The sequence below is a fragment of the Mesorhizobium sp. LHD-90 genome (genome assembly GCF_030929505.1).
Lineage (GTDB): Bacteria > Pseudomonadota > Alphaproteobacteria > Rhizobiales > Rhizobiaceae > Kumtagia.
Map to the genome: position 1 here is coordinate 70,934 of NZ_JAVFVV010000017.1, position 14,906 is coordinate 85,839.

Consider the following 14,906-nt stretch of genomic DNA (forward strand, 5'->3'; position numbering starts at 1 on the left):
CGCGCCATCAGCCCATTGAAAACACGACGGAATCCGATCCGGAATGGCAGGCTTGAAGATCATCTGAAAGGGCCGCCCACTATCGGCTGAAGCACCGATGCCTACCCGTCAAGTCTGCCACGATCGCCACCGTCAGTCCATCAGCCGATGCAACGGAGGTAGCCAAGCCATGCGAAAACGCCGTTCGCCATCGACGGCCGTGCGTTACAGTCCCGCCACCCATTTCGCAATCTTTTCAGCGACATCGCCGAGATGGTTTTCGAGCGAATGCGGCTTTCGCGGCTTGAATTCGTGGTCGCCGTCTTCGAGCCAGTGGAGTTTTATCGACGGCGACAGGCGGTAGCCGGCGACATCCTCGCGCGTGCCGAACGGATCGCGAGTGCCCTGGCAGATCAGCGTCGGCGCCGAAAGCGTGTCAAGATGCGAGGTGCGCAATTTGTCCGGCTGTCCGGGCGGATGGAACGGGTAGCCAAGACAGACCAGCCCAGCGATTTTTCCCTGTTGAAACAAGCCGTTGGCGACCATGCTCGCCACCCGCCCGCCAAGCGATTTTCCGCCGATCAGCAATTTGCCGGTCGGCCGCAGCGCATCGACCGCCGCCAGATATTCCGGCCTCAGAACTTCGCCGCGCGGCGGCGGCTTTCGCTGCCCATCGCGCCGCGCCGCCATGTAGCCGAACTCGAAGCGGACGGTGCGGATGCCCTCCCCCGCCAGCTTCTCCGCCATCATGTTCATCCAGGCAGAATCCATCGGCGCCCCGGCGCCGTGAGCGAGGAGAAGCGTGGCCGTGGCATCGGTGGGGCCGGTGGAGAGAAAAGACATGAATGCTCCGATGTTTGCTGATCCGGTCGGCGAAGTCGCGCCGCCCGTTTCGTCCGGCCGGGGGCACTTCTTCCCATGAACGGAGAGAGGCCGCCGGATTGCAGGACGCCCCCGAGATATCAACCGCCGCCGGAGCGCGGCTCGGCCATGTCTTGCACCGAACGATCCCGGGCAAGCGCGATCACGTCACCCAACAGTCCATGCAGCAGATCGCGATAGCCCGTGCGCGCCGACGGATTGTCCTCGTCGGAAACCATTACGACCGTGAGCCCTAGTGCCGGCACGATGTAGAGCATCTGGCCGCCATAACCCCAGGCATAATAGACCTGCTCGCCGCCGATGCGGCGGATGAACCAGCCATATCCGTAGCCGTCGCCGCTGAAGCGCGAATGCGTGCGCACCTGCCACGAGGCGTCGATCCATTCCGCCGCAACGACGCGCGCGCCGCCCGCGGTACGCCCGCCATTGCGATAAAGCTCGCCGAAAGCAAGAAGCGAGCGCGGGCTCATGGCCATCTGGTTCCCACCAAGGTAGATGCCCTGCGGATCGCGGTCCCAGCCGCCAATGGAAAAACCCTCGACCGGTGCCAGCCATTCTTTCGCCAGGTCACGCGTCGGACGCCCGCCGAGACGTGTGAGTATGGCCGACAGGAGGTGCGTCGATCCGGTCGAATAGAGCATCGCGCCGCCCGGCTCGTCCTCGAAAGGCTGCTCCAGCACGAAGCGGACCCAGTTGCGGCTCGCCACCCAGCGCCCGTAGTTGGGCCCCGACGTTCGCGCCAGGCCCGACTGCATGGAGAGCAGGTTGCCTACGGTGATCTCGGCGAGCCGAGGGTCGGGATCGTCCGGCAAGGCGCCCGACAGCAAAGGCGCGATCTTCTGCTCCGGCCCGCTGAGCATGCCCTTGCCGATGGCAATGCCGACCAGCGCCGATATGACCGACTTCGACGCCGACTTGATGTTGGTCGAAGCGGTCAGCGCATTGGGCCTGTAGGCGCGCTCGGCAACAATTTTGCCGTCCCGCGCAACGATGAAGGCTTTCAACGACTCCAGTTCTTCGCCCCTGTCGAGGATCGCCCCGATTGTCCGCGGCGCTTCGGCAGCCGCATCCGCTCTCGGCAACGGCGCGGATTCCTGGGCGCCGGCACCGATTGGAACGAAGAAGGTGGCGGCCGAGGCGAGAAGGGTTCTGCGTTTCATCGTCGGTGATCTAAGGCCATTGCCGGGCGGAATCATGCCCGGCACGATGGTTTTCCGCCGGCTCACGCCAAGTTGAGACGCTGGAGCCGCGTCATGAACACCGTATCGGACGGCTACCTCCGCAGCACCGCGCTCAGCACGTCGCGGATGCCGATTGCGCCGACGAAGCGCGACTGCTCGTCGAACAAGGCGACCGGCGCGGTTTGCGATCGATGCATGGCGAGCATGACGGTTTTCAGCGGCGTGCCGGGGGTCGCCCAGAACACCTGCGCGCCGTCCTCCGGATGCCGCTCGACATCGGCGCAGGACACCCACTCGACCGGCTTGCCGTCGCGCTCGGCGGCGGCGACCAGCCCGTCGCTGTCGACCTTGAAGCGCGTGGTACGGCGGCGGTCGAGCCAGGTCCAGCCTTCGCCGGCCGGCTCGAGGTCGCGCCGGTCACGCATGACGTTCCACGCCGTCAGCACCGACAGCGGGTTCACGTTGGCAATGAAATCGCGCACATAGGCGTTGGCAGGTTTCAGCACGATGTCCTCCGGCGGGCCGGACTGCACGATGTGCCCGCCCTCCATGATGGTGATCGTGTTGCCGATCTTCAGCGCCTCCTCCAGATCGTGGCTGACGAAGATGATGGTCTTCTTCAGCGTCTTCTGAAGCTGCAAGAGTTCGTCCTGGAGTTTCGTGCGGATCAGCGGGTCGAGCGCGGAGAACGGCTCGTCCATCAAGAGGATCGGCGCCTCGGTGGCGAAGGCCCGCGCCAGGCCGACGCGCTGCTGCATGCCGCCCGAAAGCTCGTGCGCGTATTTTTTCGCCCAGGGGTCGAGATTGACGAGTTCGAGCTGTCTTTGTACGCGCGCCTTGCGTTCGGCCTCCGGCACGCCGGCGAGTTCCAGCCCGAAGCCGACATTTTCCTCGACCGTGCGCCACGGCAGCAATCCGAACTGCTGGAAAACCATGGCGACCTGCTTCTGCCGCAGCCGGCGCAGCGTCGACTCGTCGCAAGAGACGACGTCGACCTGCCGGTCGCCGTCCTTCACCAAGACCTGGCCTCTGCTGACGATGTTTAGCCGGTTGACGGCCCTCAGCAACGTCGATTTTCCGGACCCCGACAGGCCCATGAGGACGGAGATCTCGCCTTCGTTGACGGTCAGGTTGGCGCCGGCGCAGCCCAGCACATTGCCGGTCTTTTCCAGGATTTCGGCGCGCGTCGCACCCTTGTCGATCAGCGCCAGCGAGCCCGCCGTGTCGGCGCCGAAGACGATGTCGACGTTTTTGAAATCGACGGCGACGGTCATTTCTTGCCTCCCACGCCGATGCGGGTCATGCGGTCGAGCACGATGGCGAGCACAACGATGGCCAACCCCGCCTCGATGCCCAGCGGAATGCCGCGCGGCCCGGCGTTCAGCGCCCGCACGATCTCGGTGCCGAGGCCGCCGGCGCCGATGAGGGCCGCCACGACCACCATCGACAGCGACAGCATGATGCACTGCGTCAGCCCCGACATGATGGTCGGCAAGGCTGCCGGCAGTTCCACCTTCCACAGAAGCTGGCGCTTGGTCGCGCCAAAGGCTTCGCCGGCCTCGACGATCGACTTCGGTATGCTGGTCATGCCGAGATGGGTCATGCGCACGGCCGTCGGGATCACGAAGATGACGGTGACGATCAGGCCGGGCGCCGCGCCGAGCCCGAACAAGGCGAGGATCGGGATGAGATAGACGAAGGTCGGCATGGTCTGCATGAAATCGAGGATCGGCTGGACGATCCGGTAGGCCTTGGGCTTGTGGGCGACCCAGATGCCGATCGGCAGGCCGATCGTCATGGACAGCGCCGCCGCCGCGACCACCAGCACCAACGTAGCGACCGTCTGTTTCCACATGCCCTGGTTGATGGTGAAAAGCAGCCCGACGAACACCCAGAATGCGAGCGACCTTGAGCGCTGCAGATACCAGGCGAGCAGCGCAATGAGCAGCGCCAGGCCGACCGGGGGAATCCACAGCAAGATGTCGACGATCCAGTCGAGCACGCCTTCCAGCCCCGCCGATATGGCGCGAAGCACCGTGCCGAGGCTGCCGACAAGGGCGTCGAAGAACGACTTGCCCCACGGCCCGACGGGAATCTTGTTGTTCGCTACCAGACTCGAGACCGGATCCATCAACCCCTCCAGATGATGCCCTTTCCAGGCATGTTAGCCCGGAAATCGAAAAAGGGCAGTTCCGCGAGGAACCGCCCTTTCCAGTTTATGGAAGTGTTTTGGCTCTCAACCTGCCAGACCCGCCTGCACGGCCGCCGCCGCGTCGCCGCCGTCGAAGGTGGTGACGCCGGTGAGCCAGGGCGTCACCGCGGCCTGATTGGCTTTCAGCCATTCCTTGGCGACGTCGTTCGGATTGCCGCCCTTGAGGATGGCGTCCATCATGATGTTTTCCATCGACAGGTCGAATTTCAGGTTCTTGATGAAGGCGCCGACATTCGGGCATTCAGTCAGATAACCCTTGCGCACATTGGTGTGCACGGTGGCGGCGCCAAAACCGCTGTCGCCCATGCCGTCGAGATATTTGATCTTCATCTCGCCCATGATCGGGTGAGGCGTCCAGCCGAGGAAGACGACCCACTGGTTGTCCTTCATCGCCTGCTCGGCCTGGGTGAGCATGCCGGCCTCGGAGGATTCGACCAGCTCGAAACCTTGCAGGTTGTCCTCGGGTTTCGCGATCATGTCGAGGATGATGCGGTTGCCGTCGTTGCCGGCCTCGATGCCGTAGATCTTGCTGTCAAACTTGTCCTTGAACTTGCCGATGTCGGTCAGCGTCTTGACGCCGCCCTCATAGACATAGTCCGGCACGACGAGGCCGTAGCCGGCGCCCTCGAGGTTCAGGGAGACGGTCTCGACCGAACCGTCGGCCGTGTAGTCCTTGATGTCGTTGGTCATCGACGGCATCCAGTTGCCGAGGAAGACGTCGAGATCGTTGTTCTTCAGCGAAGCGTAGGTGACCGGCACGGAGAGTTGGATCACCTCCGGCTCGTAGCCCAGCGCGGTGAGCAGCACCGAGGCGACGCCGGTCGTGGCCTGGATGTCGGTCCAGCCGACATCCGACAGCCGCACCTTCTTGCAGCTCTCGGCATCGCCGGCGAAAGCCGGCGCGGACGCCAGCACGGTCGCCATGGCGGCGGAGAGCGCCAGGAATTTCAAACGTGTCATGCAAACTTCTCCCATTGTTTTGTCGTCAGGCGCGAAGCGCCCGTTCCTGTCCCCGATCGGAGGACAAGCCAAACACCATTCTCGTGCCGTTTCAAGCGGGATCGCGGCACGATTGACGCCAAGCGTTTGTCCAAAGGCGACAATTCGGTCTCGCGCCTTCTGTCGGAACCACCGTACGCAGACGGACGTCAGTAATAAACAGGGCGCGCAAGCGTCTTTCATTCGCCGGATACGCCACATATATTCGCTGCCACCTGAGGCCGTTAGCGGGAGACAGAGATGGCGACCTTGCAGAACTTCGACGCCGAGATTGCGAAGACCCAGAAGGTCGTCCAGGAGATGCGCTCCAAGATCGAGCAATCGAGCACGGTGCTCGACAAGCTCGCCACCACCGACCAGAAGATCGGCGCCGCCGATTTCGACATCGAGAACGCCCGCATCCAGGACGTGATCAAGCAGCAGAAGGTGATGGAATCCAACATCGCCGACCTGATCATCGGGCTCGAGGACGCCACCAACGTGTTCGGCACCGAATTCGAGAACATGAAAAGCTTCACCGGCTGGGAGAGCTTCGTCGGCATCTTCTCCGACGAGTCAAAGCAGCGTATGCGCACCGACCGCGTGCGCAACATGTCGCTGGCCGGCAACCTTCAGGAACTGCTGTCGAAATCCGACACCATCGTCGGCATCTTGAAGGCGCAGAAGGATGTGCTGACGGACCGCTACAAGACCTCCGAGACCAGCCTCGCCGCCGTGATCGAACGCCGCAAAGGCACGATGACCAATCTGGAGGCGGTGCAGAAGCGCATCGAGGAACTGAACCCGCTGCTGCTCGACATCGAGAACAAAATAGCCGCCTCGACCAGCCAGAAAGAGCGGACTGAATTGGAGGGCGAGCGCTCAAAACTCGCCACGGAATACAACGAGAAGCAGGCGAAGGAGCAGGAACTGCTGGCCGAGAGCCAGACGCTGGAGCGCTACACCTCGATGTTCCAGACCTTCGTCGATTCGCTGAACAACCAGATCGCGGCGCAGAACACACTGATCAACAAGCTGACCATCGACACCGAGCAGCGCATCGTCCTCTACAAGGCGCTGGAGGACAGCTTGAAGACTGCCGCACAGCAGGAGGTGGCGCACAAGATCAACACGCTGGGCAGCAAGGTGGACAACACCGCCGAGGAAACGATGGCCGGCATCGGCGCCGCGGCGCAAAAACACATCGGCGACCTGCTGGAGATGCACGAGAAGAACATGGTGGCGACCGCCGACATCCAGCGACGCAAGAAGCTGGCCGACGATGCTTTCGCCCGGCGCTTCGAGGAGGTGTTGCGCAAGCACAACGCCTCGGACTACGTGCAGTCGTAAAGGTCTTACCCTCCCCCTTGTGGGGAGGGTCGGCGAGCCATGCGAGCGCAGCGAGATTGGCGAGACGGGGTGGGGGTTTGAAAATTCCGTTGTCTGAAATACCCCCACCCCGGTCCGCTTCGCGGATCGACCCTCCCCACAAGGGGGAGGGTAAGGTGCCATGATCACCCCCGCCGACGATCCCGCCATCCGCTATTTCGACGCGATCTCCGCTGCGCTGGACGGGCTCGGCGTTTTCATGCGCGACGATTCCTCGCCGCTCTATCGCCACGGCATCGTCGCCAAAGTTGTCGCCGATTACATCGCCCGGCTGGAAATCTCCTTCGCCTGCTGGAAGAACCGGCTGGGTTTCATGGATAAATTCCGCATCTCGCGCGCCGAGAGCGGTTTTCCGGTGTTCCAGAACCTGCTGGAACTGGAGAACGACCGCCGCACCGCCGACAAGCGGCTGGCGGCGATTCCCGAGCCGGACGAGTTGCGCGCCGAGATGGCCGACTTCATCCTGCGCCACAAGGAGTTCCCGGAAGCGCTGCAGCGCTCGCTGGCCGAACGGCTCTATCTGCAGGATGTCGGCGCGGGCGCCGTGTTCAGCCCGTTCAACCTGGCGCAGACGGTAAAGGTTTCGGTCAATCCGAAGACGTCCCGCCCCTACTATCTGGTCCATTGGGCGTCGTTCGACGGCAGCGCCAACCTGCCGCTGATCTACATGGCGACGATCGAGGATTCCTCGCCCGCGATGGTCGAGCAACTCGTCACGGCAAACGGCAAGCTGAATGAGAAGGTGGAAATTCCGCTTCCCGTCGATGGATTGCTCAATCCGGAACTCGCGCACCGTTTCGACGATTTCACCGAGAAGAATTCCACCTACACGCTGTCGCCGGTGACCATTGCTACCAATCTCGACAAGGATTTCGAGACGCTGCACCCCAAACAGTTGCGCCGCATGGTGCTCGGGCCCTTCTATTCGGCCGGCATCACCGAGAACAATTCGGTGGTGACCGAGGTGCTGTCCAAGGTGCGCAAGCCGGAGAACGCCTGGTTGCTGACCTGGACGCTGCAGGAAGTGTTCTCCAAATCGGAAAAGCCCGGCCGGCGCGGCCTGTGGTCGAGCGACAAGGCGACCCAGGAATTCCACATCGAGACCAACGATTTGGAAGCCGCGCGGCAGGGCGTGTCGTCCTACGAAAAACACGCGCTGGTGCCGCATGAAGCCTACCAAGCGCTCTACGCGGCCGGCGAAACGCAGAAGATTTTTACGGGTTACAAGGTCCACATCCTGTCGAAGGGACAGGTGATCTCGGATGTTTGAGGCTTGGCCGCAACGACCATATGCCGGCCCATCGATGGGAGAGTTCAATGGACGCCGGCCTGACCACGATCGCTGAAGCTGACATCGAGAAGCATCGAGCCATCGCGCAGTCGATGATCACACGTGTCGTCGTGCTGGAGGATTCGTCCGGCCAGTCCGGCACGGCATTGGCGGGCACGGGCCGCCGTTTCGTCTCGACCGTTTCGACCGGCTCGGTGCGCCGCACCCGCGAGGTCGAACTGACGAAGTCGGTCGCCGCGATCCGCCCCGACGACCAGCTTATGTCGATCGGCCAGCACACACTGCTGTTCCGCGCCCGGCGCGGGCTGGCGGTGGCGCTCGCTGTCGCCGACGTGTTCGGCAAGAGCACCGATCTGGAGGCGCTTCAGGCCAAAAACGCCCGCGCGCCGCTGGAAGGCGATGAGGCGACGCATTTCAAGAAGCTTCTATCGGCCGCAGCTTACGTCTCGGCCTTCTCCCTCGCCTCCTATCTCTGGCAGTTGATCGATTCCGACGGCGAGGCGCCGAACGACGTGACCGAACCGCATTTCGTCTTCGACACGCCGCAGGATTCTTTGAAGGCGCTGGTGGCCGGGCTCGACCATGCGATTTCCGGCGTCAAGGACGAGGCCGACCTTGCCACCCGCGCCAAAGCTTTTGCCCGCGTCGCCATAGACGGTCTGCTGGCACGAAAGGGTCGCTTCGACGGCGCACTCGGCGCCTTCGAGGATGCGCATATCCGCATCGACGCCGACGATTTCACCCTCGACGGTTTCGACGTCGCGCCGGGGCGCAAGACGAAGCCGCTGGTGATGACCTTCAAGAAGCCGGAAGAGGTCGTCGGAAACCACATCGCCAAATACCAGTCGGTGAAGCTGGCGAAAATGCTGATGGCCTATGATTTCGACCGTGAACTCAATCCCTTCGTCGAACTCGGCGGCTTTCTGTTCACCTTCATCGGCGACGGCGCGCCGGGCACCGGCAAGACGACACTGATCCAGATGATCGCCGGGCTGGTCAACGGCTACGCGCAGGTCGCCGGCTACCCCTTCCACTACGAGAATTTCGGCGTCGACCAGATCTCGTCCTACCAGGGCAAGTCCGGCCAGAACTGCCGGCAGTTCATCGACAACGTGCTCGACCCGCGCGCCATCGGTTTCGGCACCGTAGACGACATCGACCAGGTGGCGGCGAAACGTTCCGACGACCGCGCGTCTGCCGGCCAGCACGAGATCACCGGCGTGCTGATGTCGGCGTTTTCCGGCGCCATGACGGTGGTGCGCGGCAACTGCTCCTTCGGCATGTTCTCCAATTACCCGGAAAACGTCGACGACGCGCTGCGCCAGCGCGCCGGCGCGCGCTGGCTGGTGGACGGGCCGCAGACGAAGGACGACTACGTCGATATTTTTGTCCTTCTCGCCGGCAAGAACCACAAGATCCCGCTTGGCGAGCACGATCTTTACGCAGCGCAGGAAATCCAGCGCGCCGTCGCGGAAGCCTATGAGGAGCACGCCAAGCCGCAGGAAGATGGCCTGATGAGGGTTTTCGAGCGTTTCACGAAGGAGAACGGCGAGCCGAAGACGATGGAGGACGTCGGCACCTACCTGCACATGATCAAGGAAGCCGAGCCGCGCTTCACCGGCCGCGCCATCAAGAACGTCACCGACGCCATCAAGATGCGAGCGATGGACATCGAACTGCCCGACGACTGGTTCGAGAAGCCGGAATCCTTCATGCACAAGGGCTACGACGAGAAGAAGGCGATGATCGAGGAGCTGCGCGGGCCGTTCTCGATGGAGATGGTCATGCAGGAGATCAACCGCTACGCCGATTCGGAATTCCGCTACTCCGACAAGTCCGACGACGCGGCGGTGGGCAAGCTGATCCGTGATGCCAGGCTGCGCGAACGGGCGGTGAAGGAGATGGAGGAATTGAAGGCGAAGGGGTTGTGGGGTTAGCCACCCTTCTCCCCGTTCACGGGGAGAAGGTGCCGGCAGGCGGATGAGGGGCGGCGCGATGCGTGGAGGAAATGTTCGAAAAACAACACGAGCCAGGGAACTTCGGCAGGTCGAGAACGAAGCGGAAGATGTCCTCTGGCAGGAGCTTCGAGGGCGACGCCTCAATGGCCGCAAATTCGTACGGCAATTGCCGATCGGGCCCTATTTCGCCGACTTCGCCTGCCGGCAGGCAAACCTGGTGGTGGAAGTCGATGGTAGCCAACATGCGGGTCGAGCCTCCGACAGGTTCAGGGACGAAACGATGAACAGGAACGGCTGGTCAGTTCTGCGCATTTGGCACGCAGATGTTTTGAACGACAGGGATGCCGTTCTGGAGACCGTCGTGGCGGTGCTGGACGGACGTCTCAAGGACAAGTCGATCTCAGTGGAAATGAAATATCTGCCAGCTCACAAGACTACGGAGACCGTACCTTGAAGGTTGGCGCCGCCCCTCATCCGCCCTTCGGGCACCTTCTCCCCGTGAACGGGGAGAAGGTGGAGACTTCATGATGGACCTCCTGCGCGACAATGAACTCATCTACGGCCGGCTGCTGCCGGTCGAAGAGCCGCATCTGGTGGAGCGTTACAACAAGGCGCTGACGGCCTTCGGCCTGCCGCCGACCAAGCGCTCGTCGTTCGAGATCGACCGCACCGGCTTTTCGCCGCAGGTGGCCGACGAACTCGGCGACCCGCTTTACCTCGACCCCAACGAGGTCAACCGCCGCTTCATCATCCTCACCCCGGCGCAGGTCGACCTGCCGGTGGTCCACACCGCCTTCTCCAACACCTCGCAGCTCATCTACGAGTTCATGACCAAAAACCAGCGCGCCATCAACGCGCTGACGATCAAGGATGTCATCTACGGCGAGATCGAGGATTCGGTCACCAAGGTGGAGGACATCGAAGACCTGCTTTCCATCAACCAGGTCGAGTTCCGGGTGTTGTCGGCGGAAGACGTGCTGGGCAAGGCGGCGGAGCTGGGAAAGCTGGTCGACCGGCTGAAGCAGGAGCCGGATGCCTGGCGCGACGACTCCATGCTCAATCGCATGGTCGAGCTGGCGAAAATCTGCGGCGACATCCGCGAAAACGCGCTGGTGCCGGACCAGGTCATCTTCCGTCACAACGCCTTCTGGACCAGCCATTTCGGCGGCATCTACGTCTTCGTCGATTCCGATGTGACCACGGTGATCAGCGATCCTTCGGCTCCCGGTTTCCGCCGCTCGCGCCCCTGGCAGGTCAGTTACCTGTCGACCGGGGACGCCGAGAAGGTGTTTTCGTTCCTGGCCTCCAGCGGCCGCATCGAGCTCCCCCGCGCCTCATGGATCGAGACGTCGGGTTATCTCGAGCAACGGGCGGAAATGCTGATCGCCTCGCTGATCCACCAGACCGATCCGGACGCCGATTTCGCCAGGGCCGACAAGGTATGGCTGCAGGCGTGGATCCACGGCCATGCCGAGCTGATCGCCCGCGAAGGGACTTTCCCTTTCCTCAATGCCGCCAAGCGCGAGATCGCCCAGCTCGGGCAGTTGCGCATCGAGGACGTGTTTCCAAAGCACCGGTTCCTGGTGGTGCGTGCGAAACCCGACCACCCCGATGCCTGGCTGACCAACCGGCTGATCTCCGACTTTGTGCCTTACGACTTCGTGTCGCGATACGTCTTCAACAAGCAGGGCTTTTATCGCGACTACGAAGGCTGGAATGAAAGCTTCCGCGCCTATGTTGTGAACACGCTGAAAACCTCATATCTGAAAGACAAGGTAGGGTTGCGCACGCGCCTCTACGGACTGACGGACTGACCTGGAATAGCCCCGCAGCGGCCGACCGGCAGTTCTTGAGGGAGTGTGACGGCATGCTCGATCCGATCGTGAATTTCTTCACCTGGATCTTCCAGATGATCGGCAAGGCCATCGGCCTGGTCATCGGCATCATCCTGTGGCCGTTTATGTGGGCAGGCCGCTGGTACACGCAGCGCGGCTGGACCCTGAAGGCCGGGCTCGGCCTGGTCGTTATCGGCATCGTCGGCCTCTACGCCTACTTCCTTTACGTGACGCAGGTGTGGAAGGACTTCGATCCTGACTATCCGGCCCGCGTGGCGGCAAGTTCGGCAACCGCCCAGGCGGTGAATGTCGTTGCGGGCGACCCGATCACCGCCACCACCACGACACCGCCCGCAGCCACGGGAACCGAGGCACAGCCAGCCCCCGCGCCACAGAGTTGCAAGCGTTCCGAAATCGCCGCCGTCTCGGCCGATCTCGTCGACTTCAACGTGAACCGGAATGCGTGGATTTCCTCCATGCTGGTGTCGAAGCTCGGCTTCTTCGGACTGCCCTGGCGAAACACGCCCTTCCTCGACAACAAGGCCGCATTCCAGCTCGGCATCAACCAGGTGCTGCGCCGCACCACCACTGAGCTGGTCGATGCGCTGGGCCGCGCCCGCGGCACCTCACGCATCGACCAGAACCTGCAGGACGCGCGTACCGCCCTCGCTTGGGACGAGGACGCCTGGTATATCGGCCTGCGCGGCCCGACGCGGCCCACGCCCAGTGTCTACCGCGAGGCGATCCAGAAGCTGCGCGCCTTCAACGCCAGTCTCGAAAAATGCCAGGCCACGTTCGATGCGCGCGCCGACAACCTTCTCCAGTTCCTCGACCGCATCGCCGGCGACATGGGCTCCACCTCGGACATATTGCGCGGCCAGATCGAAGCTTCCGACGCCGGCTGGTTCGACCCGCGCGCCGACGACCGATTCTGGTTCGCCTATGGCCAGCTCTACGCCTATTACGGCCTCCTCAGCGCGACCCGCGAGGATTTTTCGGCGGTGATCCGCGAGCGCAATCTGACCACGCTGTGGGATACCATGCAGACGCAGATGCGCGACGCCCTCAACATGCAGCCCTGGATCATCTCCAACGGCAACGAGTCCAGCTTCCTCTTCCCGTCGCATCTGGCCACGATGGGCTTCAACCTGTTGCGCGCCCGCTCCCAGATTGTCGAGATCCGCGCGGTGCTCGACCGATAGCAGCGGCCGAGATGGCGCCGAAGCGTGACGGCTGATCCGAAACGGGCTTTCGCGCCTGTCGCAATCCGTGCATCCGGCGGCTGTTTTGAGACGGCGCGAAATCCTGTCGTCGGGCTTCTATGCGCGCCGGAACCGCGCGGACCGTCCACCGCGAAAAATCATCTGAACCGAATCCCGGGGAGTCTTATGGCCGAGTTCAAATCCGACATCGAGATCGCGCGCGCCGCCAAGAAGAAGCCGATCCAGGAGATCGGCGCAAAGATCGGCATCCCATCCGAGCATCTTTTGCCCTATGGCCATGACAAGGCAAAAATCTCGGCCGAGTTCATCGCCTCGAAACGCGGCGGCAAGGACGGCAAGCTGATCCTCGTCACGGCCATCAACCCGACGCCGGCGGGCGAGGGTAAGACCACCACCACGGTCGGTCTCGGCGACGGCCTGAACCGCATCGGCAAGCGCGCCATCACCTGCATCCGCGAGGCCTCGCTCGGCCCGAATTTTGGCGTCAAGGGCGGCGCCGCCGGCGGCGGCTACGCGCAGGTCGTGCCGATGGAGGACATGAACCTGCATTTCACCGGCGACTTCCACGCCATCACTACGGCCCACAACCTTCTGTCGGCGCTGATCGACAACCACATCTACTGGGGCAACGAACAGGGCATCGACACCCGCCGCGTCGTCTGGCGCCGCGTCATGGACATGAACGACCGTGCACTGCGCGAAATTCTCTGCTCGCTGGGCGGCGTCCCCAACGGATTTCCGCGCGAAGCCGGCTTCGACATCACCGTCGCGTCCGAGGTCATGGCGATCCTCTGCCTTGCCAACGATTTGAAGGACCTGGAAAAGCGCCTCGGCGACATCATCGTCGCCTACCGCCGCGACAAGACACCTGTCTATGCCCGTGACCTGAAGGCCGATGGCGCGATGACCGTGCTGCTCAAGGACGCCATGCAGCCGAATCTCGTGCAGACGCTGGAGAACAATCCGGCCTTCGTGCATGGCGGCCCGTTCGCCAACATCGCGCATGGCTGCAACTCGGTGGTCGCAACAACGACAGCGCTGAAGCTTGCCGATTACGTGGTCACCGAGGCCGGCTTCGGCGCCGATCTCGGCGCGGAAAAATTCTTCGACATCAAGTGCCGCAAGGCCGGCCTGAAGCCCGCCGCCGCCGTCATCGTCGCCACGGTGCGGGCCATGAAGATGAACGGCGGAGTCAAGAAGGAGGATCTCGGCAAGGAGAATGTCGAGGCGGTGAAGAAGGGCTGCGCCAATCTCGGCCGCCACATCGAGAACGTAAAACAGTTCGGCGTGCCGGCGGTCGTCGCCATCAACCATTTTTATTCCGACACCGAAGCCGAGATCGCCGCGATGCGGGAGTATGTCGAGGCAATGGGCGAGGAGGCGATCCTGTGCAAGCACTGGGCGCATGGCTCGGCCGGCGTCGAGGAACTGGCGCACAAGGTGGTGCAGCTTGCCGAAAGCGGCGCCTCGCAATTCGCGCCGCTCTATCGCGACGACATGAAGCTGTTCGACAAGATCGACACGATCGTCAAGCGCATCTATCGCGGCTCGGAAGCGATCGCCGACAAGTCGGTGCGCGACCAGTTGCACCAGTGGGAAGCGGCCGGCTACGGCAATCTGCCGGTCTGCATGGCCAAGACCCAGTATTCCTTCTCGACCGATCCGAACCTGCGCGGCGCGCCGACCGGCCATGTCGTGCCGGTGCGCGAAGTCCGGCTGTCGGCGGGCGCCGGTTTCGTCGTGGCGATCTGCGGCGAGATCATGACCATGCCCGGCCTGCCCAAGGCGCCGTCGTCGGAGAAGATTTTCCTGAACGAAATGGGCCAGATCGAAGGGCTGTTCTAGTCGGAACGGAGCCAGCCTGACCTCAATACCTCCATGCTGCCGGCCGCCTGCTTGACTTGCGGCCGGCGACATGGATGCCTGTCGCCTGACCTCTCGGAAGTTACCACCCTTCGAGGCGAGGCAGCGACAGATT

Annotated in this window: 12 protein-coding genes; 7 read left to right on the plus strand and 5 right to left on the minus strand. The window is 62.9% G+C overall.

All coding sequences use genetic code 11. From position 1 onward, the window contains the following. Positions 1–204 precede the first annotated feature (204 nt). From RB623_RS22190 to choX, 5 genes are all read right to left on the minus strand, one after another. Positions 205–822 carry an alpha/beta family hydrolase gene (locus tag RB623_RS22190; protein ID WP_308059177.1) on the minus strand — a complete coding sequence of 206 codons (618 nt, stop codon included), beginning with the start codon at positions 820–822 and terminating at the stop codon, positions 205–207. A gap of 119 nt (positions 823–941) precedes the next feature. Continuing rightward, entirely contained in the window at positions 942–2,021 is a 1,080-nt protein-coding gene (locus RB623_RS22195) for a serine hydrolase (protein WP_308059178.1), read from the minus strand. A 113-nt stretch (positions 2,022–2,134) separates the two neighbouring features. Next, positions 2,135–3,316: a choline ABC transporter ATP-binding protein gene (choV, locus tag RB623_RS22200; protein WP_308059179.1), complete on the minus strand. Its 1,182-nt coding sequence runs from the start codon at positions 3,314–3,316 to the stop codon at positions 2,135–2,137. Then, on the minus strand, positions 3,313–4,173 hold the full coding sequence (gene choW, locus RB623_RS22205; RefSeq protein WP_308059181.1) for a choline ABC transporter permease subunit: 861 nt from the start codon (positions 4,171–4,173) through the stop codon (positions 3,313–3,315). The genes choV and choW overlap by 4 nt, the downstream gene beginning before the upstream one ends. A gap of 105 nt (positions 4,174–4,278) precedes the next feature. Next, the gene (choX, locus tag RB623_RS22210; protein ID WP_308059182.1) at positions 4,279–5,214 is read right to left on the minus strand and encodes a choline ABC transporter substrate-binding protein; all 936 of its coding nucleotides are present in this window, start codon (positions 5,212–5,214) and stop codon (positions 4,279–4,281) included. Positions 5,215–5,493: 279 nt separating this feature from the next. On the opposite strand from choX, the gene RB623_RS22215 reads away from it, so the two are divergent. From RB623_RS22215 to RB623_RS22245, 7 genes are all read left to right on the plus strand, one after another. Then, entirely contained in the window at positions 5,494–6,582 is a 1,089-nt protein-coding gene (locus RB623_RS22215) for a hypothetical protein (protein ID WP_308059183.1), read from the plus strand. Between the two features lie 160 nt (positions 6,583–6,742). Then, positions 6,743–7,891, plus strand: coding sequence for a hypothetical protein (locus RB623_RS22220; RefSeq protein ID WP_308059184.1), 1,149 nt, complete (start codon positions 6,743–6,745; stop codon positions 7,889–7,891). A gap of 47 nt (positions 7,892–7,938) precedes the next feature. Continuing rightward, on the plus strand, positions 7,939–9,849 hold the full coding sequence (locus RB623_RS22225) for an AAA family ATPase (protein WP_308059185.1): 1,911 nt from the start codon (positions 7,939–7,941) through the stop codon (positions 9,847–9,849). A 58-nt stretch (positions 9,850–9,907) separates the two neighbouring features. Then, on the plus strand, positions 9,908–10,324 hold the full coding sequence (locus RB623_RS22230) for a DUF559 domain-containing protein (RefSeq protein WP_308059186.1): 417 nt from the start codon (positions 9,908–9,910) through the stop codon (positions 10,322–10,324). Between the two features lie 73 nt (positions 10,325–10,397). Further along, a complete protein-coding gene (locus RB623_RS22235) occupies positions 10,398–11,684 on the plus strand; it encodes a DUF6638 family protein (RefSeq protein WP_308059249.1) in 1,287 nt (428 codons plus the stop codon). Between the two features lie 53 nt (positions 11,685–11,737). Next, the gene (locus RB623_RS22240; protein WP_308059187.1) at positions 11,738–12,907 is read left to right on the plus strand and encodes a DUF2333 family protein; all 1,170 of its coding nucleotides are present in this window, start codon (positions 11,738–11,740) and stop codon (positions 12,905–12,907) included. 186 nt (positions 12,908–13,093) lie between these two features. Continuing rightward, positions 13,094–14,773, plus strand: coding sequence for a formate--tetrahydrofolate ligase (locus RB623_RS22245; protein WP_308059188.1), 1,680 nt, complete (start codon positions 13,094–13,096; stop codon positions 14,771–14,773). Positions 14,774–14,906: the final 133 nt, after the last annotated feature.